20 protein-coding genes and 1 pseudogene are annotated in these 20,226 nt (G+C 63.8%); 17 read left to right on the top strand and 4 right to left on the bottom strand.

From position 1 onward, the window contains the following. Both HBJ55_RS21035 and miaB read right to left on the bottom strand, forming a co-directional pair. Positions 1-243 (bottom strand): annotated as a pseudogene (locus HBJ55_RS21035) (PhoH family protein); the annotation flags it as partial. Between the two features lie 128 nt (positions 244-371). Then, the gene (gene miaB, locus HBJ55_RS21030) at positions 372-1,715 is read right to left on the bottom strand and encodes a tRNA (N6-isopentenyl adenosine(37)-C2)-methylthiotransferase MiaB (RefSeq protein ID WP_167119854.1); all 1,344 of its coding nucleotides are present in this window, start codon (positions 1,713-1,715) and stop codon (positions 372-374) included. A 221-nt stretch (positions 1,716-1,936) separates the two neighbouring features. On the opposite strand from miaB, the gene HBJ55_RS21025 reads away from it, so the two are divergent. The 3 genes from HBJ55_RS21025 to HBJ55_RS21015 all read left to right on the top strand — a co-directional run bounded on the left by HBJ55_RS21025 (position 1,937) and on the right by HBJ55_RS21015 (position 3,714). Beyond that, positions 1,937-2,266, top strand: coding sequence for a DUF1820 family protein (locus tag HBJ55_RS21025; protein ID WP_167119851.1), 330 nt, complete (start codon positions 1,937-1,939; stop codon positions 2,264-2,266). Positions 2,267-2,431: 165 nt separating this feature from the next. Then, positions 2,432-3,058 (top strand): TIGR04211 family SH3 domain-containing protein, encoded by a 627-nt coding sequence (locus HBJ55_RS21020; protein ID WP_167119848.1) that lies wholly within the window; start codon positions 2,432-2,434, stop codon positions 3,056-3,058. A 14-nt stretch (positions 3,059-3,072) separates the two neighbouring features. Beyond that, complete coding sequence (locus HBJ55_RS21015) at positions 3,073-3,714, top strand: class I SAM-dependent methyltransferase (protein ID WP_167119845.1); 642 nt, start codon at positions 3,073-3,075, stop codon at positions 3,712-3,714. 79 nt (positions 3,715-3,793) lie between these two features. On the opposite strand, the gene HBJ55_RS21010 is transcribed toward HBJ55_RS21015, so the two are convergent. Beyond that, positions 3,794-4,384 (bottom strand): YajG family lipoprotein, encoded by a 591-nt coding sequence (locus tag HBJ55_RS21010; RefSeq protein WP_167119842.1) that lies wholly within the window; start codon positions 4,382-4,384, stop codon positions 3,794-3,796. Between the two features lie 169 nt (positions 4,385-4,553). Here HBJ55_RS21010 and HBJ55_RS21005 point away from each other — a divergent pair, with 169 nt between their 5' ends. The 14 genes from HBJ55_RS21005 to trpE all read left to right on the top strand — a co-directional run bounded on the left by HBJ55_RS21005 (position 4,554) and on the right by trpE (position 19,910). Next, positions 4,554-4,988: a GNAT family N-acetyltransferase gene (locus tag HBJ55_RS21005; protein WP_167119839.1), complete on the top strand. Its 435-nt coding sequence runs from the start codon at positions 4,554-4,556 to the stop codon at positions 4,986-4,988. Between the two features lie 159 nt (positions 4,989-5,147). After that, positions 5,148-6,452 carry a flavin-containing monooxygenase gene (locus tag HBJ55_RS21000; RefSeq protein ID WP_167119837.1) on the top strand — a complete coding sequence of 435 codons (1,305 nt, stop codon included), beginning with the start codon at positions 5,148-5,150 and terminating at the stop codon, positions 6,450-6,452. Between the two features lie 61 nt (positions 6,453-6,513). After that, entirely contained in the window at positions 6,514-6,939 is a 426-nt protein-coding gene (locus tag HBJ55_RS20995; RefSeq protein WP_167119833.1) for a RidA family protein, read from the top strand. Next, a complete protein-coding gene (locus HBJ55_RS20990; RefSeq protein ID WP_167119830.1) occupies positions 6,936-7,610 on the top strand; it encodes a DUF1028 domain-containing protein in 675 nt (224 codons plus the stop codon). The genes HBJ55_RS20995 and HBJ55_RS20990 overlap by 4 nt, the downstream gene beginning before the upstream one ends. Next, a complete protein-coding gene (gene argE, locus HBJ55_RS20985) occupies positions 7,607-8,833 on the top strand; it encodes an acetylornithine deacetylase (RefSeq protein WP_167119827.1) in 1,227 nt (408 codons plus the stop codon). The genes HBJ55_RS20990 and argE overlap by 4 nt, the downstream gene beginning before the upstream one ends. 97 nt (positions 8,834-8,930) lie before the next feature. Further along, the gene (locus HBJ55_RS20980; protein WP_167119824.1) at positions 8,931-9,905 is read left to right on the top strand and encodes a LysR family transcriptional regulator; all 975 of its coding nucleotides are present in this window, start codon (positions 8,931-8,933) and stop codon (positions 9,903-9,905) included. Between the two features lie 259 nt (positions 9,906-10,164). Beyond that, complete coding sequence (locus HBJ55_RS20975; RefSeq protein WP_167119821.1) at positions 10,165-11,652, top strand: aldehyde dehydrogenase; 1,488 nt, start codon at positions 10,165-10,167, stop codon at positions 11,650-11,652. 75 nt (positions 11,653-11,727) lie between these two features. Next, a complete protein-coding gene (locus tag HBJ55_RS20970; protein ID WP_167119817.1) occupies positions 11,728-13,164 on the top strand; it encodes an APC family permease in 1,437 nt (478 codons plus the stop codon). Positions 13,165-13,233: 69 nt separating this feature from the next. Continuing rightward, positions 13,234-14,655, top strand: a complete 1,422-nt coding sequence (locus HBJ55_RS20965; protein ID WP_167119814.1) for an aminotransferase — start codon at positions 13,234-13,236, stop codon at positions 14,653-14,655. Positions 14,656-14,948: 293 nt separating this feature from the next. After that, a complete protein-coding gene (locus tag HBJ55_RS20960) occupies positions 14,949-16,394 on the top strand; it encodes a sodium:solute symporter family protein (RefSeq protein ID WP_167119812.1) in 1,446 nt (481 codons plus the stop codon). A 130-nt stretch (positions 16,395-16,524) separates the two neighbouring features. Further along, the gene (gene rpe, locus HBJ55_RS20955) at positions 16,525-17,223 is read left to right on the top strand and encodes a ribulose-phosphate 3-epimerase (protein ID WP_167119809.1); all 699 of its coding nucleotides are present in this window, start codon (positions 16,525-16,527) and stop codon (positions 17,221-17,223) included. A gap of 42 nt (positions 17,224-17,265) precedes the next feature. After that, positions 17,266-17,526, top strand: coding sequence for a GIY-YIG nuclease family protein (locus tag HBJ55_RS20950; RefSeq protein WP_167119806.1), 261 nt, complete (start codon positions 17,266-17,268; stop codon positions 17,524-17,526). Then, positions 17,511-18,176 carry a phosphoglycolate phosphatase gene (locus tag HBJ55_RS20945; protein WP_167119803.1) on the top strand — a complete coding sequence of 222 codons (666 nt, stop codon included), beginning with the start codon at positions 17,511-17,513 and terminating at the stop codon, positions 18,174-18,176. Before HBJ55_RS20950 ends, HBJ55_RS20945 begins: the two co-directional genes overlap by 16 nt. Positions 18,177-18,425: 249 nt before the next feature. Further along, complete coding sequence (gene trpE, locus HBJ55_RS20940) at positions 18,426-19,910, top strand: anthranilate synthase component I (RefSeq protein WP_167119857.1); 1,485 nt, start codon at positions 18,426-18,428, stop codon at positions 19,908-19,910. Between the two features lie 82 nt (positions 19,911-19,992). Here the strand turns inward: trpE and HBJ55_RS20935 are convergent. Continuing rightward, positions 19,993-20,226 (bottom strand): metal ABC transporter solute-binding protein, Zn/Mn family (locus tag HBJ55_RS20935; RefSeq protein ID WP_240936230.1); only part of this gene is annotated, 234 nt, incomplete at its 5' end.

Here is a 20,226-nt window from a genome sequence, read left to right as displayed (position 1 = left end):
CAGGTCACTGGCCTCGGCCTCGCGGTAGAGATGCTCCAGTACATTGGCGGCCGCCTTGACCCGATGACCGGGGCCCGCCAGTTGAAAGACATTGCCGCGATTGCGCAGGGTGACGCCGAGGCGCGATTCGACCAGCTTCAAATGCTCGTCCCGCTGACCGCAGAGATTGGCGAGACGCTGTGGATCATTGGGCTCGAGGCTCAAGGTAACGATGCGATTGGCCTGTGCGGCGTGTTGACTCAAAGTGGCAAAGTTCCTGCGTTGCGTGTATTGGCTCTCAGCTTACTGCCCTGCCTCTCGGCAGGGCAATCCTTGTGGAAACGATGCCCTCCGGCAGCAATGCCAGGGGCGACATGACAGGTTTCCTGTGGTCAGTGTAGTGCCGGGGAAGCCAACTCGCCGCGTAGAGAATTGGGCAGTGCTTCGGTGACCGTCACGTCGACGAAATAACCGATCAGCTCGGTGGGATTGGCGGCGCGGAAGTTGACCACCCGGTTGTTCTCGGTGCGACCCGACAGCTCTCCCGGGTCCCTGGGCGAGAAGCCACTGACCAGGATGCGCTGGGTAGTCCCCACCATGCGCCGGCTGATCTGCATCGCCTGCTGGTTGATGCGCTCCTGCAAGATCGCTAGCCGCTGCTTCTTGACGCTCTCGGGGGTGTCGTCGGGCAGCGCCGCAGCCGGTGTGCCGGGGCGGGCCGAGTAGACGAAGCTGAAGGAGTGATCGAAGCCGATGCGATGGATCAGGTCCATGGTCGCCTCGAAGTCCTCCTCGGTCTCGCCGGGGAAACCGATGATGAAGTCGGAGGAGAAGCTGATATCGGGGCGCAGAGCGCGGATTCGCTCCATCTTGGCGACGTACTCCTCGGCGGTGTGGCCGCGCTTCATGGCCGCCAGGATGCGGTCGGAGCCGGCCTGCACTGGTAGGTGCAGATGGCTGACCAGCTCCGGAATCTCGCCGTAGGCCTCGATCAGGCTGTCGCTGAACTCCACCGGATGCGATGTGGTGAAGCGGATTCGGTCGATGCCTTCCACGGCCGCCACGCAGGCGATCAGCTCAGCCAGGTCGATCTCGTCGCCGAGTCGGTTCTCTCCGCGGTAGGCGTTGACGTTCTGGCCCAGCAGGTTGATCTCGCGCACGCCCTGGTCGGCCAGATGGATCACCTCGTCCATCACCGCCTCGAACGGGCGCGATACCTCCTCACCGCGGGTGTAGGGCACGACACAGAAGGTGCAGTACTTGGAGCAGCCCTCCATCACCGAGACGAACGCGGTCGCCCCGTCGGAGCTCGGCTTGGGCAGGTGGTCGAACTTCTCGATTTCAGGGAAGGTGACGTCGACTACCGAGATCTGGTCCTGGCGACGGGCGTCGAGCATCGACGGTACCCGGTGCAGAGTCTGGGGGCCGAACACCATGTCGACGTGGGGAGCACGCTTACGCAGCGCCTCGCCTTCCTGGCTGGCCACGCAGCCGCCGACGCCGATCACCAGATCGGGATTGGCCTCCTTGAGCTTCTTCCAGCGGCCGAGCTGGTGGAAGACTTTCTCCTGGGCCTTCTCGCGAATCGAACAGGTATTGAGCAGGATGACGTCGGCTTCGCCTTCGTCGTCGGTCAATTCGAGCTGGTGCGATTCGCCGAGCAGATCCGCCATGCGAGCGGAGTCGTACTCGTTCATCTGGCAGCCGTGGGTCTTGATGAAGAGTTTCTTCGCCATAAGAATTGAGGGTCGGTTATCCGACGCGTGCGTCACCGGTGAGTGGAGTCGCGGGAATGGGCTTCGCAAAGCCGTTCTCGAAGGTGACGGCATTATACGTAAGCACGTCCACTTGAACCAGTGGGGGCACCGCGGCGGCATGCGACTGTGGTACGCTTGCGCCTTGGCAGGCCCCGCAGCGGGGCTTGGAGCGTAACCGAACGTTGAGGACAGACGGCCATATGGCGGCCAAACCGATCTACCGGGTGGTATTTCACCAGCAGGGTGAAATCTGGGAGCTCTACGCCAGGGAGATCTTCCAGAGCGACCTCTGGGGCTTCATCGAGGTCGAGGAATTCGTCTTCGAGGATGGCTCGAAGCTGGTGGTCGACCCCTCGGCCGACCGACTGCGACACACCTTCGACGGTGTCAAGCGCAGCTATCTGCCGTTGAATGCCATCGTGCGCATCGACGAGGTGGAACGCGAGGGGCCGGCAAGGGCAGTCAAGAGCGAAGGGCGCGTGGCCGAATTTCCCCGTGGCCCGATGCCGCCCCCGAGGCGTGAACCTTGACCGGTTTCGAGGCATGCGGGATGTGGCGACAGGCTGCTCAGGAAACGATCAGCTTGGACCGAGCCCGTCCGGGGCGACATGGCGCAGCCTTTCCAGCGGTTTTCCCGGGGCTTATCCACAGATGCTGTGGATAAGCCACTGAACGATATAAGCCAGGACGACGGCATGAAGCATCGATTCGAGTTTTTGCTTGCGGGCGTGGCGCTGAGCCTCATGGTCTCGCCGCTACACGCCCAGCAATCAGATGACGCCACTCACTGGGTTTCCGATGAGTTGACAACCTACGTGCGCAGTGGGCCCACCGACGGCTACCGCATCGTGGGCACCCTGACGGCAGGCGAGCCGGTTACACTGCTCGAGACCAGCGGCGACTACAGCCGGGTCGAGAGCGACGCAGGCGACCGGGTCTGGATATTGAGTAGCGAACTGCAGGAGTCACCGAGCGCCCAGGACCAGTTGCCGCAGCTCGAGCAGCAAGTCGAGCAGCTCGAGACCGAGCTCGCTGGTATCAACGAGACTTGGGAAGGGCGGGTCTCGGCAATGACCGAGACGCTAGAGGCGCGTGAGCAGCGCATCGCCGAGCTCGAAGCACGCAACCATCAGCTCAACAGCGAGGCGGACAGTTCGCGGCAGACCATTCGCCAGTTGCAGGCGCGCCTGGACACCCAGGAGGAAGACCTGCTGATGCGCTACTTCATGTATGGCGGTGGCGTGGCCGGTGCCGGCCTGTTGGTTGGGTTGATCGTTCCACACTTGCCACGCAGGCGACGCAAGCGTGACCGTTGGTTCTAGCGAGAGGGGATGACATGGCGCGCGAATGGCTCGATCGCTGGCGCGAGGGGCGTATCGGCTTCCATCGTCCCGATACTCACCCGGCGCTGTTACGTCACTGGCCCCTGCTCGGCGTGCGACCCGGCACCAAGGTGCTGGTCCCGCTGTGTGGTAAGAGTCTCGACATGCGTTGGCTGGCCCAGCATGACCACCCGGTTCTTGGCATCGAGTTCGCCGAGGAGGCCATCGAGCAATTCGTCATCGAGGGGACGGGTGACGTCTCGCGCTACCAGCAAGGGCCGTTCGCGATCTGTCGACAGGGCAATGTGGAGCTGTGGTGCGGTGACTTCTTCCACTTCCATATCGATCAGGCTGCCGAGATCGGCGCCTTCTACGATCGCGCGGCGCTGATCGCGCTGCCACCCGCCACGCGTCAACGCTACGCCTTCCATCTCGCGCAGCTGATTCTCCCCGGCTCACGTGGCCTGCTGATCTCGCTCTCGCGGGCACCTGGTGACGAAGCGGCAGGACCACCCTATCACGTCCCGGCCGAGGAGGTTCGCGAGCTCTTCGAACCCAATTTTCAGGTCACGCATTTGGGGGATGGAGAGCCCGAAGCGGGAAGCGGTTTTCGCGAAAGCGTCTGGGCGTTGATCCGACGTGGGCCATTGACCTAGGAAACGCAGGACAAATGCCTGCGTGAGCTCATTGTCCAGCGCTTCCTGGTGAACCCTGTGCTGCCAGTGACCGCGAGGCTCAGCGGGCCAGCAGTCGGGCCAGCTCCGGATCGCTGAAGGCGCGGTCCAGGGCATCGGCGATCAGGTCGTTGAGCATGCGCCGGTTGGCGTCGCGGCCTGGACGCAGGGCGTAGCTCTGAGTGCGTCTCGAGGTGTAGGTGCCGGTATAAGTGGTGCCCTGGTTGGTCACCTTGACCTCAAGCACGGCTTCCAGGCGGGCCTCGTCGATGACCGGCTGGCTATCACCACGCTCGTAGCCGAGATGCTGCAGCGTCAGCGTCAGGCTGGGCTGTCCGCTACCGGGTTGGGTGGTCGGCGAGAAACCCATGTCGCGCACGGCACGCTCGGCTTCGCGCTGCAGGTGCGGCACCAGTTCGTGGGCACTGACCGTAATCACGGCGGTGGACATGGCGCTGCCGGTGCGGGTACCGACCACGTCGTCGTCACGCTCGTCAACGGCGGCTACCGTCACCGCCTGGCCGTTGCCGGCCTGCGGTACCGGGACGCTACGCTGAGGATTCAGCTGCAGGTAATGAGGGCTGGCGCAGCCGGCCAGCAGAGCAGTCGCCAGCAGGACGGCTGCGGCACCCAGGGCATGACGTCGGTTCATTCTCCCTCCCGGAAGTCGTCGTACGAGGCCAAGGACAAGGCCCAGAGATAACGGAACAGGCGCAGTATATCGCCGGGCGCTTGACGGCAACAGCGTTGCGCCATGACGGGATGAAGCGGTTACACTGGGTTTTTCAAGCTTTACGCCTCTCGTGTGAGGGAGACGCCTGATGATACGCCCCGCCACTAGCGAGGACATACCGTCGCTCGTCGACATCTGGTTGCGTGCTTCTCTGCTCGCCCACGATTTTATCCCCGCGAGCTTCTGGCATGAGCGCGCTGAGGATATGGCAAGAATCTATCTGCCCGGGGCGGAAACCTTCGTTCTCGATGCGGCAGGTCGACCTATCGGTTTTGCGGCACTCAACGGCGAGCATCTGGAGGCGCTGTTCATCGATCCCGAGGTGCAGAGTTTCGGTCACGGCACTCACTTGATGGCCCATGCCATGGGGCAGCGGGAACGCATCACCCTGTGCGTCTATTCGCGCAACGTGCGTGCCGTTTCCTTCTACCGCCGGCTGGGCTTTCGCGTCGTCGAAGAACGCCGCGAACCCCTTAGTGGAGAGAATGAAATCCTGATGCACTGGGCGCGCCGGCGCGATTAGGTCGTATTCCCCTGCGGCATGACACACATGGCCAGATAGCATAATGATCGTTGCTAAGCTCAGTTTTTTTGATACAAAAGCTAGAATAACTATATTTTAACTAATCATTGGGCGCGCCTAAGGTGTGGAAATAACAATCACCGAAGGAGACACCGCCCCATGACAGTCGAAAGCATCGATACGCTAGTGGTTGGCGCCGGTCAGGCCGGCGTGGCTATGAGCGAACATCTGAGCAATCAGGGCGTGCCCCATCTGGTACTGGAGCGCAACCGTATCGCCGAGGCCTGGCGCACCCGCCGCTGGGACTCCCTGGTGGCCAATGGCCCGGCCTGGCACGACCGCTTCCCAGGGATGGAGTTCGACGACCTGGATCCGGATGCCTTCGCCTCGAAGGAGCAGGTGGCGGCCTATTTCGAAGCCTATGCCCGCAAGATCAATGCCCCCATTCGCACCGGGGTCGAGGTCAGGTCGGTGGAGCGCAACATTGGCCGGCCGGGCTTCACCGTCGAAACCTCTGAGGGAATCATCGAGGCCAATCGCGTGGTGGCCGCCACAGGCCCCTTCCAGACGCCGGTGATTCCGCCCATCGCGCCTGAAGACGAGAGCCTTACTCAGATCCACTCCGCCGAGTATCGCAATCCCCAGCAATTGCCGGAGGGGGCGGTGTTGGTGGTGGGCGCCGGTTCCTCCGGGGTGCAGATCGCCGAAGAGCTGCACCGCGCCGGCAAGCGGGTCTACCTCTCGGTGGGGCCCCATGATCGCCCGCCCCGGACCTACCGTGGTCGCGACTTCTGCTGGTGGCTGGGGGTGCTCGGCGAGTGGGATGCCGAGATGATGAGGCCCGGTACCGAGCACGTCACCATTGCCGTTAGCGGTGCCGATGGTGGCAAGACCATCGACTTTCGTGAATTGGCTCATGGTGGAATGACTCTGGTTGGCCGGACCTGGGCCTTCGCAGGCGGCAAGGTCCTCTTCGAATCCGACCTGGCCGACAACCTGGCCGCCGGGGACGAGAACTATCTGTCGAAACTGGATGCTGCCGATGACTATGTCCTGCGTAACGGCATCGATTTGCCGGAAGAGCCGGAGGCCCGCGCCATCCCTTCGGATCCCCAGTGCGTCAGCGATCCGATCCTCGAGCTCGATCTGGCCGAGGCCGGCATTACCAGTATCGTCTGGGCCACCGGCTTCTCGGTGGACTATCACTGGCTGAAGGTCAACGCCTTCGACGAAAACGGCAGACCCCGGCATCAGCGTGGAGTGTCCAGCGAGCCTGGCGTCTACTTCGTCGGCCTGCCCTGGCTGTCCCGTCGTGGTTCCAGCTTTATCTGGGGGGTATGGCACGACGCCAAGCACATCGCCGATCACATCGCCACCCAGCGCAAGTACCTGGCCTACCACGCCGAGGTCCAGCGCCGGGCCGAGGGTAATGCCTCGCCGCGCCGAATGGTGACCGCCGAGTAAGCCAGTGGGGAGGCGCTCCGCCTCCCTCCGTTACTGCTTCAGCAGGATCAAGGAGCCGTCGATGCCGACGCATACCCGAATTCGCATGTTCAATACCAAGGCGACCTATCCCAACCAGAGCCTGGACAACGATCTCTGCCAGGCCGTACGGGCCGGCAATACCGTTTATGTGCGTGGCCAGGTGGGCACCGACTTCGAGGGGCGCTTGGTCGGCCTGGGCGACCCCGCCGCCCAGGCCAACCAGGCGATGAAGAACGTCAAGCAGCTACTCGAGGAAGCCGGCAGCGATCTCAGTCATATCGTCAAGACCACTACCTATATCACCGACCCGCGCTTCCGCGAGCCGGTCTACCGGGAGGTGGGGCAGTGGCTCAAGGGGGTCTTCCCCATTTCCACCGGACTGGTGGTGGCGGGGCTGGCCCAGCCGGAGTGGCTGATGGAGATCGATGTGATTGCCGTGATTCCCGAAGAGGAGGGTGCCGCATGACCTTTTCCATCGCCGGCTTCTGCCGCGAGACCGGCCAGTTCGGCACCGCCATCAGTTCCTCCAGCATCTGCGTGGCCAGCCGCTGCCCCTTTATCGCTCCTGGCGTGGGAGTGGTATTGACCCAGAACGTCACCAACCCGGTGCTGGGCCAGCGCGGCACCGAACTGCTGGCCGAGGGCCTGGATGCCGAGTCGGTGTTGGCTCGTCTGGTCGAGGAGGAGCGCTTCCCCGAATGGCGCCAGCTTCAGGTACTCGATGCCAGGGGGCACAGCGCCGTGCATAGCGGTGCAGAGACCCTGGGGATCCACGCTACTCGCCAGGGACGTGACTGCGTGGCCGGCGGAAATATGCTGGCTGACACCGGGGTGATCGATGCCCTGGTGGAAACCTTCGAGAGCCACGAGGGGGAACTCGCCGAGCGGCTGCTGGCGGCGCTGGAGGCAGCACAGGCCGCCGGTGGCGAGATGGGACCGGTGCATTCGGCGGGGCTCAAGGTAGCCGACCGGGCCAGCTGGCCTGTGGTGGACCTGCGGGTGGACTGGCATATCGCACCCATCCAGGAACTGCGCATGGTATGGCAGGCCTATCGCCCCCAGCGCGACGCCTATGTCTGCCGCGCCATCGACCCCAACCAAGCACCGGGTTATGGGGTGCCGGGAGACGACCGATGAGCGACTTCGACGCCTCGGCGGAGTGTGTCGCGTTGCTCAAGCGGCTGATCGCTTTCGATACCACCAGCGAGCGCAGCAACCTGCCGCTGATTCACTTCGTGCGGGACTTTCTCGCTGAGCAAGGCATCGAGGCGACCCTGATCCCTTCGGCTTGCGGCGAGAAGGCCAACCTCTATGCCACCATCGGGCCGCTGGACCGTCCCGGGATAATGCTGTCCGGTCATACCGACACCGTGCCGGTGACGGGCCAGACCTGGAGCAGCGACCCCTACTGCCTGACCGCCAGAGGGCAGCGCCTCTATGGTCGCGGCACCGCGGACATGAAGGGCTTCCTGGCGGCGGTGTTGGCGGCGGTACCAGCCATGGCTCACGCCGAGCTGACCGCTCCGATCCATCTGGCCTTTTCTCACGACGAGGAAGTGGGCTGCGTAGGAGTGCGCAGCCTGCTGGCGGCCATGCAGCGCTACCGGGTGCGCCCCGCCGCCTGTGTAGTGGGCGAGCCCACCTCGATGCGTTTGGCCACCGCTCACAAGGGAAAGCTGGCTGGCCGCATCGAGGTGAAGGGCAAGGCCTGCCACTCCGGCTTGGCCCCGGAGGGTATCAATGCCATCCAGCAGGCAGCGCCCCTGATCCAGTGGTTCGCCGACACCGCCGCTGTCAAAGCCGAGTTCGGGCCCTTCGATACACGCTTCGCCATTCCCTATACCACCCTGCAGTTGGGCATCATCACGGGGGGCACGGCGCTCAATATCGTGCCGGCCCAGTGCCGGTTCGACTTCGAGGTGCGTAACGTGCCGGATGAAGATCCGGATCGTTTGCTGGCGCCCCTCGAGGCCGAGGTGTCACGCCTGGATACCGATCTCAGGGCGCGCCATCCCGAAGCGGGCGCCACCTTGACGTGGCTCGGCGACTACCCGGGCCTGGCCATGGCGGAGCAGGGCGAGCTGGTGGATGTGATCCTTGCGCTGCTGGCCGACCCGGGCCGCGAGCGCATCGGCTTCGGCACCGAGGCGGGGCTCTTCCAGCAGGAACTGGGGATTCCCACCTTGGTCTGCGGCCCCGGCAGCATGGCCCAAGGGCATCAGCCCGACGAGTACGTGACTCGGGAGCAACTGGGCCGCTGCGAGGCCTTCCTGGCGCGGCTGACCGAGGCGCTGGGCGACCCCGGTGCGGTGGCGCGCCTGGATCGCGCCTGCGCGGCCCAGGCGCCCGCAGTGCCGTAACGAGCCAGCGGCGCGCGCGGGCGCCGCCGAGCCAGCCTTGGTATGCTCGGCAAAGGCGGCGTCGCCGCTTCGAGCCTCCGAGCCTGGATAATTGTCGATGCGTCACTTTACCCTCAAGCAACTGCGCTACTTCGTCGTCGCTGGCGACCTTTCCAGCGTCACCCAGGCGGCCAGGCAGTTGCATGTCTCCCAGCCCTCCATCTCGGCGGCCATCCAGCAGATCGAGGAGACCACCGGCCTGCAGCTTTTTGTGCGCCACCACGCCCAGGGACTCTCCCTGACACCGGCCGGCAAGCAACTGCTGGTGCGCGCCAAGCAGCTGCTACGGGACGCCGAGGGACTGGAGCGCTTCGCCGTTTCACTGGGCGAGGAGATCAGCGGCGAGCTGCGCCTGGTGGCTTTTCCCACCTTCGCCCCGGTCTTCCTGCCCCAACTGCTGCGCCGCTACGCCGATCGCTACCCGGCGGTGAGCCTGCAGTGCGACGAGATGAACCAAGTAGATATCGTCGCCGGGCTGGGCAAGGGGGACTACGAGCTAGCCTTCACCTACGACCTTCAGGTTCCCGAGAGTATCGACTTCACGCCTCTCTACCGCTTTCCTCCCTATGCGGTGATCAGCGTCGCACACCCCTTGGCCAGCCGCGACAGCGTGCGCCTCGCCGAGCTGGTGAAGTACCCCATGGTGATGCTCGACTGGCCGCTGAGCCGCGAGTACTTCCTCTCGATCTTCTCACTCCTGGGCCTCTCGCCCACCGTGGCCCACCGCGCCAGGTCCATGGATATGATCCGTGGCCTGGTGGCGAACGGTTTCGGCTTCTCGCTGTTCAATACGCCCTTGACCACTCTGGACGCCTTCGATGGCGGGCGCCTCAAGGCGCTGACCCTCGACGACGAGGCGCCGCCGCTCTCCATGGGAATCGCCTGTCTGCGCGGGTTGCGCCTGAGTCCTGCCGCCGAGGCCATGCACCGGCTGGTCTGCGACATCGAAACGCTGACGCCAACCCTGGAGCTGCTGGCGCCCTATCTCGTCAAGTCTCCCGAGTCGTTGATCGGACTCCAAGACGCGGATTGACGCCACTGACACGTCCTGTTGGCCTTGCCGTCCCTGCGACTGAACCAACGGGCCCCGGCGTCGTCGCGCCACGATTTTTCTTTATCCACGAGCGGCACAGTCGGTGGGTTCCGTTCCTTTCTGCATAATAAAAACTGAAGCAAGGCTTAGAATAATAATATTTTAGCTAATCAATCCCCAGGACTATCGTGAACTCACCAAGCGTAATTCATGCCTCTCGAGGCCCATAACTACAACCCCGACGACTGGAGTGCTTCCCATGGCGGCATACGATCTTTCTTATTGGCGTGACCTGCGCACTCGGCTGAGCCTGCCCGGTGGCGCCTTCATCGATGGGCAGCGTGTCGAGGGCGCCGATGGCGGCACCCTGACTACCTGGAACCCGGCCACCGGCGAGGCGCTGGGCGAGGTGGCAGCCTGCACTGCCGCAGACGTGGATCGGGCCGTGGCCGCGGCGCGCGTTAGCTTCGAGGCGGGCTCCTGGTCCCGGGCCGCACCGGCCCATCGCAAGGCGGTGCTGCAGCGCCTGGCGGCGTTGATGATGGAGCATCGGGACGAGCTGGCACTGCTCGAGACCCTGGACACCGGCAAGCCGATCAGCGATGCGCACGGCATCGACATCCCCGGTGCCGCCGGCTGCTTCGCCTGGTACGCCGAGGCCACCGACAAGCTCTATGGCGAGGTGGCACCCACCGATGGCGACAACCTGGCTACCATCACACGGGAGCCCGTCGGCGTGGTGGCGGCGGTGATCCCTTGGAACTTCCCCCTCGACATCACCGCCTGGAAGCTGGCCCCGGCACTCGCTGTCGGCAATAGCGTGATCCTCAAGCCGGCGGAGCAGTCGCCGCTCACCGCCCTGCGCCTGGCCGAGTTAGCCAGGGAGGCGGGCCTGCCCGGCGGCGTCTTCAACGTATTGCCCGGCCATGGCCACATTACCGGCCAGGCTCTCGGCCTGCACCCGGACGTGGACTGCCTCACCTTCACCGGCTCCACGGCTACCGGCAAGCGCTTCCTGGAGTACGCCGCCGCCTCCAACATGAAGCAGGTATGGCTGGAGTGTGGCGGCAAGAGCCCCAACCTGATCTTCGCCGACTGTGACCTGGATGCCGCCGCTGTCGCTGCGGTGCAGGGCATCTACTTCAACCAGGGTGAGGTGTGCTCCGCCAACTCACGGATCCTGGTGCAGCGCGACATCAAGGCGGCCTTCGTGGCCCGCTTCATCGAGGAGGCCGCCAAGCTCAAGGTGGGCGATCCCCTGGATCCCGAGACCCGGGTCGGATCGCTGATCGACAATGATCACGCCAAGCGGGTGCGCGGCTTTATCCAACTGGGCGTAGAAGAGGGCGCCAGGTTGGCCCTCGGCGAGACCCCGGCGGCGGAAGCCGAGGGCGCCTTCGTCATTCCGACCCTCTTCGAGGGTGTCACTCCCCAGATGACCATCGCTCGGGAAGAGATATTCGGCCCGGTGGCGGTGCTGATCGAGTTCGCCGACGAGGACGAGGCGGTAACCATCGCCAACGACTCCATCTACGGCCTGGCCGCCTCGGTGTGGACCCGGGACCTGTCTCGGGCGCACCGGGTCTCGCGCCGCCTGCGGGCTGGCACCGTCTCGGTGAACACCGTCGATGCCATCGACTTCACCACCCCCTTCGGCGGATACAAGCAGTCCGGCTTTGGCCGCGACCTGTCGCTTCACGCCCTGGGCAAGTTCACGCAACTCAAGACCACCTGGATTCGCCTCTAAGCGATGTTCTTCGCTCGTCGCCCGACCCTGGCGACGAATGGCGACGACAGCACAACAACAACGAAGGTGACGACAATGCAACAGACACAGACCCCGGTTGCCGGCGCCCCTGCCGTGGCAACCGCCAGTAACACTCCCCGTGGTGTCCTGGGCTTCAAGTCATTGCTGGCAGTGGCGGTCGGCCTGGTAGTCTCCCAAGGAGTGATGGTGATCATGCTTCAGGGGGTCGGTATCGCCGGCGCCGCCTTCATCGTGCCCCTGACCATCGCCTGGGTGCTGGCGCTCTGCTACGCCGCATCCTTCTCGGAGCTGGCGCTGATGGTGCCCCGGGCGGGTAGCCTGAGTGCCTATACCGAGGTCGCGTTGGGTCACTTCCCGGCCATCCTCTCGGTCTTCTCCGGCTATGTTGTGGTCGCCATGTTCGCGCTCTCCGCGGAGCTCTTGCTGGTCGACTACCTGTTGGGGGTGCTCTATCCCGGCCTGGGCGGTAGCCTCTGGATCGCCTTCGGCATCCTCGGCGTGTTCACGGCGCTCAACCTGCTCGGCATCGATGTCTTCGCCAAGCTGCAGAACCTGCTGGCCTTCGTGATGGTAGTGGCCTTGACCCTACTCGGCGTCAGCGCCCTGAGTGGCGGCTTTGCGCCTCACGAGATTGCCGCGGGACAAATCTTCGGCGAGTTCAACCTGGGAGATGGTGCCCTGACCCTGATCGCCCTGGCCATCTGGGGCTATGTGGGGGTGGAGTTCGTCTGCCCGCTGGTAGGGGAGTGCCGCAACCCGGCGCGCAACATTCCTCGCGCCATGTTCTTCGGCCTGACCATGATCTTCGGCGTCTTCCTGCTCTATTGCCTGGGTGCGCTCTTCTACATTCCCCGCGAGACCCTGATGAACGCCGAGCTGCCGCACCTGGAATATGCCACCGCGACTTTCGGCGGCTCCGGCACCTTTCTGCTGGCGGTAGCGGCGGTCACGGCCACCTGCAGCACCCTCAACACCTCGCTGGCCTCGGTGCCGCGCATGCTGCAGGGCATGGCCGAACAGGGGCAGGTGTTCCCGCTCCTCGGACGCCTGACGCCGACCAGCCGGGTGCCCTGGGTGGCGGTGCTGTTCATTGCCGGCGTCACTGGAGTGCCGCTGCTGATCTGGGGAAATGATCCGGGCACCGTGGGGCTGCTGCTGGTGGCTGCTGCCATTGCCTGGTTGCTCGCCTACATCATCGCCCACGTCAATGTGATTGCCCTGCGTCGCCGCTATCCCGACGCCAAGCGCCCCTATCGTACCCCCTTCTACCCGCTGCCCCAGCTGATCGGCATCGGCGGCATGGTCTACGCCATTGTCTACGCCTCGCCGGCCCCGGAGCTGACCGCCTGGATCTTCACCAGCGCCGGCGTGGTGCTGGGCATCGTCAGCCTGGTGGCCATGGTGTGGATCAAGCTGGTGATGAAGAAGCCACTCTTCTGCCCCGAGCCGCTGGAGGCGCTGGGGGGCGATGCGTCCTCGAAGAACGACTGATACCGGTGTCGGGCGCCAGGCCCGGCGCCCCGAACAACAGCAAGCCCCGATGCGAACAGGAGTGCCGTCATGAATAGCCTCAACCAAACCGTTACCCCGACCGCCAGCGACGAGAAGCAGCGCATCTGGGAAGCCGATCGCGATCACTTCATGCACCCCTGGACCGACTTCTCCACCTTCAAGGAGACCGGTTCCATGATCTTCACCGCCGCCGACGGGGTCTCCATCCAGGACGCCGACGGCAAGCGCTACCTGGACGGCATCGGTGGCCTGTGGTGCGTCAATATCGGCTATGGCCGAAAGGAGATTGCCGAGGCGGTGGCGGAGCAGATCTGCGCCATTCCCTACTTCTCCACCTTCGGTCACCACACCACGCCGCCAGCGGCCAAGCTCGCCGCCAAGCTGGCCGAGCTGGCCCCGGGCGATCTCAATCATGTCTTCTACGGTTGTGGCGGGTCGGTGGCCAACGACACCGCGGTACGCCTGATCCACTTCTACTTCAACCAGCTGGGCAAGCCCACCAAGAAGCAGATCATCTCGCGCATCGACGGCTATCACGGCAGCACCTACATGGCCATGTCGATCACCGGGGTCAAGGTTGATCATATCGGCTTCGATATCGACGAGCAGATGGTGCACCACATCTCCTGCCCCAACCCCTATCGCCGCGACCCGGGCCTCTCCGAAGAGGCGTTCTGCCGACAGAAGGTGCAGGAACTCGAGGACAAGATCCTGGAGATCGGCCCGGACAACGTGGCCGCCTTCTTCGCCGAGCCGATCATGGGCGCCGGTGGGGTGATCGTGCCGCCCGAGGGCTACCACAAGGGGACTCTCGAGGTGTGCCGCAAGTACGATGTGCTTTATGTCTCCGACGAGGTGGTCACCGCCTTCGGTCGCCTGGGCCACATGTTCGCCTCGGAGGACGAGTTCGGCATCGTCCCGGACATCATCACCTGCGCCAAAGGGCTCACCTCCGGCTACCTGCCGCTGGGTGCCACTATTTTCTCCGACCGCATCTATGAGGTGATCAGCAAGCCTCAGGCCGAGGGCGCCATCTTCACCCACGGCTTCACCTACTCCGGCCACCCGGTGAGCTGTGCCGCGGCGCTGAAGAACATCGAGATAATCGAGCGCGAGAGCATCTGCGAGCATGTTAAAGAGATGGGTGGCTACTTCGAAGAGCGTATCCGCGAACTCGGCGAGCTCGATTTGGTGGGCGATGTGCGTGGTCGCAAGTTTATGATATGCCTTGAGAATGTCGCCAACAAGGCGACCAAGGAGCTGATCGACCCCAAGGCCAAGGTGGGCAATCGCATCGCCGACGCTTGCCAGAAGCGCGGCCTGATCGTACGCCCCCTGGCGCACATGAACATCCTTTCTCCGCCCCTGATCCTCACGCGCAATGACGTCGACTTCGTCGCCCAGACCCTCAGGGAGAGCATCCTCGAGGTCACCGAAGGCCTGCGCGCCGAGGGCTACCTGGCGCACTAATGTCGGCCACCCGCCGCGGTTGGGGTGGGTGGCAGACCCCGCTGAGCTAACGCCCGCTTAACGAGTCTCGTCGCGCTACCAGCGACGACGGGCCGGTGCCCCGCGCACCGGCCTCAGGGCAGCCTTGTCTCGAATTCCCGGGCGAGGCGTTCCGCCAACAACCTACGGGGGATTTATGGAATCCTGGACTTTCATCGGTTTCTTCGTGGCCTCTGCAGTGACGTTGGTCATTGCCGTACTGGCCCTAATGCTGGACTCGTACCAGTCAGCGAACCGAAAGGGAGATAAGCCCAATGCTTAACTGGACGCTACTTCTCCTCTCAGCCGCTGCCATGTTCCTGCTGTCATGGTGGTCGATGCGTGCCGCGGGAGATAAGGACGAGTCGGGCTTTCTTGTTGCCAACAACTCCTTGGGGCCCTTCGTTGCCGCCGCTACCATCATCGCGACGGGGTACAGCGGCTTCGTCTTCATGGGAGCGCCGGGCGTCGCCTATCAATATGGCTCCTTCGAGCTCTACTCCAATGTTTTCTATACCCCGGCCTTCCTGGTCGCCACGGTATTTTTTGCTGGTTTCCTAAGGAGAAAGGCACACAAGATGGGGAGCCGGACCATCTCGGAGTATATCGCCAACAGTCACTCGGACGGGGCGGCGGGGCGCTGGCTGCGGGCTATCTCGGCCATTATTATCGTGCTGCTGCTGAGCGTCTTCCTGGTTTCACAGATTCGGGCGATCGGTCTGCTGATGTCGGGCTGGCTGGGTATCTCATCGAATGCGGCGGCCCTGTTCGTGACCCTGCTGGTGATCGGCTACACCATTTTTGGCGGTCTGCGCGCCGTGGCCTGGACCGACACGGTGATGATCCTAGGCATGGTCGGGGCCTCCTGCGCAATCGCCTATGTGGTCTTTGTGCAGGTTGGGGTCGGGGAACTGATCGCGGGCCTGAACGGCATCGATCCCGAGCTCGCCAATCCCTCGACGGGGGCACCCTATGGCGACAGTATCTTGGCCTCCTTCCTGGTGCTGCCCTATGCCTTCATGTGGGCCGCTGTGTTGCCCTACATGTCGGTGCGTTTCCTGGCCATCAAGCAGGACGTCAGCATGGCCAGGGTGGGGATCTGGGTCGCTATCTTCGGCCTGCTGCTCAACTTCACCCCCTTGGCCGGGCTCTACGCGCGAGCTTACTTCCCGAACCTCGAGGCTCCCGATCTGGCCATGCCGACCTTTATCCAGAGCGCCTTCGGCCCGACCATGGCCAGCGTGATCACGTTGTTCATTCTCTTTGCCATGAAGTCCACGGCCAACTCCCTGATGCATACCATCTCCACGGCAATCTCCTATGACGTGCGCCATGCCCTGGGAGTGAAGTCAGGCTTTTTCAGCCGCATGAGCTTCAATCGGTTGATGGTGGTAGTCGTGGGAGTCATGGCGTTCGTCACCATGGCCTACCTGCCTCCGGTTATGGTGCTGTGGCTGGGAGTCCTCGGCAACGGCACGCTGATGGCTTCGCTGTTTGGGGTATCCCTTTGCTCCACCTTCTGGCAGGGCAACAGTGCCGGTGCCCTGACCTCCATCGCCACCGGCTTCTCCACCAGTGCTTTCGTGCTGTTGGGTACCGATCTGGGCTGGGTGCAGGGGCCGCTGCTGGGCTGTCTGGTTTCGGCGATTACCTACGTCTCTGTCAGCCTCCTGACCCGTGAGCGAGTCATCGCCACGTCACGGGAGCGACTGGCCAATTGAGTGGTGGATGAGCATTGCTCCGAAGTCTTGTGAATCTATGAACGGGTCCGCCTGGGGGTGTCCCACGGAGGCGGGCCCGGCTGTTAGAATGGGCGCTCCAGCACTGAATTACAGAACCGGACGGAACCCCATGAGCGACGCGAACCGCGATTTTCTGATTGCCCCCTCGATCCTTTCCGCCGACTTCGCGCGCCTGGGCGAGGAGGTGGACAACGTGCTGGCGTCCGGTGCCGACGTCGTCCACTTCGACGTCATGGACAACCACTACGTGCCCAACTTGACCATCGGGCCCATGGTCTGCGAGGCGCTGCGCAAGCACGGTGTCACCGCCCCCATCGATGCCCACCTGATGGTCAAGCCGGTGGACCGGCTGATCGGCGACTTCATCGATGCCGGTGCCAGCTACATTACCTTCCATCCCGAGGCCTCCGAGCACATCGACCGTTCGCTGCAACTGATCCGGGACGGTGGCTGCAAGGCCGGATTGGTATTCAACCCCGCCACGCCACTCTCCTACCTCGACTACGTCATGGACAAGGTCGACATGATCCTGCTGATGAGCGTCAACCCGGGTTTCGGAGGCCAGGCCTTCATTCCAGGAACGCTCGACAAGCTGCGCGAGGCGCGGCGTCGCATCGATGCGTCGGGCCTGGATATTCGTCTCGAGATCGATGGCGGCGTGAAGGTCGACAACGTCGCCGAGATCGCGCGTGCCGGGGCCGACACCTTCGTCGCCGGTTCAGCTGTGTTCAAGGCCGGCAGCAGCACCGACCCGAATCGTTACGACAGCGTCATGCGCGCCTTCCGCGAGCAGTTGGCCCTGGTGTAGGCCGGCGCAATGACCAAACCGTCGACGTTATGGTACCTGTATATGCTTGAAACGCCCCAAGGGGCGCTCTATACCGGCATTACCACCGACGTGGCCAGGCGCATGGCGCAGCATGAATCGGGGCGGGGCGCCAAGGCACTGCGAGGGCGTGGACCGCTCGCATTGGTCCATCAGGAGCCGGTGGGCAGCCACGGCGATGCGCTGCGGCTCGAGGCCGAGGTCAAGCGCCTTCCGGCAGCGCGCAAGCGAAGCTGGTTTCAGGGCCGTCAGGGCCTCGAGGAAACATCATGCATCCCATCCTGAACGACATACGCCTGGTCAGCTTCGACCTGGACGGTACTCTGGTCGATTCCGTACCCGATCTGGCGGTGGCTGTGGATGCCAGCCTGGGCGAGCTCGGTCTGCCAGCGGCAGGCGAGGTGCGGGTGCGCGACTGGGTGGGCAACGGCTCGCTCAAGTTGATGGAGCGGGCATTGACCTTCGCTCAGGGTGGGCCTCCCGATAGAGAACTCCTGGTCCGTGCCCATGAGGCCTTTCTCGAACATTACGGACGTGACCCCGGCTCGCGCACTTGTCTTTACCCCGGAGTGCGTGAATGTCTGGACGCGCTGCGTGCCAGGGGGCTGACGCTGACCCTCGTGACCAACAAGCCGTTCGCCTTCATTCGGCCGATCCTGGCCCAGTTCGGCATCGACCAGCATTTCTCGCTCTGCCTGGGCGGTGACAGCCTGTCGCAGAAGAAGCCCGATCCGGCGCCGCTGCTGCATGTGGCGGCGCATTTCGACCAGCCGCCTGGGGCCTGCCTGATGGTGGGCGATTCGCGCCACGACGTAGCCGCCGGGCGCGCGGCCGGTTTCCGCACTCTGGCGGTTCCCTATGGCTACAATCACGGCGAACCGATCCGTGACAGCCAGCCGGATGCGCTGGTTGATTCACTGGCGGAACTCGTTTAGGGTCGATTTTCGAACCCTATCAATAACCTCGGAATCTTTCCGTTTGCCTATCCCGCGGGACACGCTTCGATGGACAGCATGATGCTGCATGACCCCTCCTCAGTGCGTGACAGCCTTCGCCAGGCCGTTACTTCGATGGTGCCGTTCGTCGCCGAGCCTGCCGGCTGGCGATGGTGACGCTCGTTCGAGCTTCACCCCTATCCGATATTCGCTATCCGACACCGTCCTACCCTCGAGGAAATCGTCATGATGACGTCCGAACGTTTCCGTGCCTTGGCCGAGGCCGGCTATAACCGTATTCCGGTCACCCGCGAGGTGCTGGCCGATCTCGATACACCATTGTCGACCTATCTCAAGCTGGCCGACGAACCTTGGACCTTCCTTCTCGAATCGGTGCAGGGAGGAGAGAAGTGGGGGCGCTACTCGATCATCGGCTTGCCGAGCCACCAGCGTATCGAGGTGCATGGCTTCAGCGTCACTCATTTCCAGCATGGCGAATGCCGTGAGCGGGTCGAGGTGGAAGATCCTCTCCAATGGATCGAGCAGTTCCACGGGCGTTTCCGCGTGCCCAATCTCGACGACCAGCCGCGCTTCGATGGCGGTCTGGTCGGCTACTTCGGTTACGACACCATCCGCTACATCGAGCCACGCCTGCGGGGCGTCGAGAAGCCCGATCCACTGGGTGTGCCGGACATCCTGCTGATGGTCTGCGACGACCTGGTGGTGTTCGACAACTTGTCTGGCCGCCTGACGCTGTGGACCCATGCCGACCCAGCCGCCGAGAATGCCTATGCCACGGCGATGGCGCGCCTGGAGGGGTTGGAACGGCGCCTGCGAACGGCTGTCGTCAATGCCGCGAGCCCAGGCACTGGGCGCAGTGCGGTGGAAGAGGGGCACTTCACTTCGGGTTTCACTGAAGCCGGTTTCAAGGCGGCGGTGGATAGGATCAAGGAGTACGTACTGGCCGGCGACGTGATGCAGTGCGTTCCCTCGCAGCGCATGTCGATTCCCTACCAGGCGCCGCCGCTCGACCTCTATCGCGCTCTGCGCAGCCTCAATCCCTCGCCCTACATGTTTTTTTTCAACCTGGGCGATCACCACGTGGTGGGCTCGTCACCCGAGATTCTCACGCGACTCGAGGGTGGCGAGGTCACGGTTCGGCCAATCGCCGGCACTCGGGTGCGCGGCCGCAGCGAGGAGGAGGACCGCGCGCTCGAAGCCGATCTGCTGGCCGACCCCAAGGAGATTGCCGAACACCTCATGCTGATCGACCTGGGGCGCAACGATGTGGGGCGCATCTGCGAGACGGGCTCGGTGCAGGTCACCGACCAGATGGCCGTGGAGCGCTACTCCCACGTGATGCATATCGTCTCGAATGTCACCGGGCGGCTGAAGTCGGGGCTTTCCGCGATGGACGTGCTGCGCGCGACCTTCCCCGCGGGCACCCTGTCGGGAGCGCCCAAGATCCGGGCGATGGAGATCATCGACGAGCTGGAACCGGTCAAGCGCGGCATCTATTCCGGCGCGGTGGGCTACCTGTCGTGGCACGGCAACATGGATACCGCCATTGCCATCCGCACCGCGGTGATCAAGGACGGTACGCTGCACGTGCAGGCCGGAGCCGGCGTGGTCGCCGATTCCGTGCCCGAGCTCGAGTGGCAGGAGACGCTCAACAAGGGGCGAGCCATTTTCCGCGCGGTGGCCATGGCCGAAAGAGGGTTGGATAACCTCTAGGCGTTCTCGAGCGGTAGCGGCCCTGTCTCCCTGTTAGCGGGTGACAGGGCCGCTTGCATTCGGGCAGGCGCATGACTGTCGCTCACTCGCCCTCGCCCCCGTTGTCCTGTTGCTCTTCGTCCTGCTTTTTTGCGCCTTGCTCTTCTTCAAGTAGGGCGCGACGGATCAGCTCGGCGTTATGGCGCATCATGGCCACGTAGTTAGCGGCGTCGCCATCGGGCTCGCTGAGCGAATCGACATAGAGCGGGCCGACAATGGATATGTCCGTGTCGGGGGCAATGCTGCGGATGTCACGGTCCGACAGGGTGCTCTCCCA

Source organism: Billgrantia bachuensis, assembly GCF_011742165.1.
Classification (GTDB): Bacteria; Pseudomonadota; Gammaproteobacteria; order Pseudomonadales; family Halomonadaceae; genus Halomonas; species Halomonas bachuensis.
This window is presented reverse-complemented; position numbering and strand designations above follow the sequence as displayed.

Bases quoted from the DNA above. Each gene is read 5' to 3' on its own strand.
- miaB (WP_167119854.1), bottom strand. From the start codon at position 1,715: ATGGCGAAGAAACTCTTCATCAAGACCCACGGCTGCCAGATGAACGAG.
- HBJ55_RS21025 (WP_167119851.1), top strand. From the start codon at position 1,937: ATGGCGGCCAAACCGATCTACCGGGTGGTATTTCACCAGCAGGGTGAA.
- HBJ55_RS21020 (WP_167119848.1), top strand. From the start codon at position 2,432: ATGAAGCATCGATTCGAGTTTTTGCTTGCGGGCGTGGCGCTGAGCCTC.
- HBJ55_RS21015 (WP_167119845.1), top strand. From the start codon at position 3,073: ATGGCGCGCGAATGGCTCGATCGCTGGCGCGAGGGGCGTATCGGCTTC.
- HBJ55_RS21010 (WP_167119842.1), bottom strand. From the start codon at position 4,384: ATGAACCGACGTCATGCCCTGGGTGCCGCAGCCGTCCTGCTGGCGACT.
- HBJ55_RS21005 (WP_167119839.1), top strand. From the start codon at position 4,554: ATGATACGCCCCGCCACTAGCGAGGACATACCGTCGCTCGTCGACATC.
- HBJ55_RS21000 (WP_167119837.1), top strand. From the start codon at position 5,148: ATGACAGTCGAAAGCATCGATACGCTAGTGGTTGGCGCCGGTCAGGCC.
- HBJ55_RS20995 (WP_167119833.1), top strand. From the start codon at position 6,514: ATGCCGACGCATACCCGAATTCGCATGTTCAATACCAAGGCGACCTAT.
- HBJ55_RS20990 (WP_167119830.1), top strand. From the start codon at position 6,936: ATGACCTTTTCCATCGCCGGCTTCTGCCGCGAGACCGGCCAGTTCGGC.
- argE (WP_167119827.1), top strand. From the start codon at position 7,607: ATGAGCGACTTCGACGCCTCGGCGGAGTGTGTCGCGTTGCTCAAGCGG.
- HBJ55_RS20980 (WP_167119824.1), top strand. From the start codon at position 8,931: ATGCGTCACTTTACCCTCAAGCAACTGCGCTACTTCGTCGTCGCTGGC.
- HBJ55_RS20975 (WP_167119821.1), top strand. From the start codon at position 10,165: ATGGCGGCATACGATCTTTCTTATTGGCGTGACCTGCGCACTCGGCTG.
- HBJ55_RS20970 (WP_167119817.1), top strand. From the start codon at position 11,728: ATGCAACAGACACAGACCCCGGTTGCCGGCGCCCCTGCCGTGGCAACC.
- HBJ55_RS20965 (WP_167119814.1), top strand. From the start codon at position 13,234: ATGAATAGCCTCAACCAAACCGTTACCCCGACCGCCAGCGACGAGAAG.
- HBJ55_RS20960 (WP_167119812.1), top strand. From the start codon at position 14,949: ATGCTTAACTGGACGCTACTTCTCCTCTCAGCCGCTGCCATGTTCCTG.
- rpe (WP_167119809.1), top strand. From the start codon at position 16,525: ATGAGCGACGCGAACCGCGATTTTCTGATTGCCCCCTCGATCCTTTCC.
- HBJ55_RS20950 (WP_167119806.1), top strand. From the start codon at position 17,266: ATGCTTGAAACGCCCCAAGGGGCGCTCTATACCGGCATTACCACCGAC.
- HBJ55_RS20945 (WP_167119803.1), top strand. From the start codon at position 17,511: ATGCATCCCATCCTGAACGACATACGCCTGGTCAGCTTCGACCTGGAC.
- trpE (WP_167119857.1), top strand. From the start codon at position 18,426: ATGACGTCCGAACGTTTCCGTGCCTTGGCCGAGGCCGGCTATAACCGT.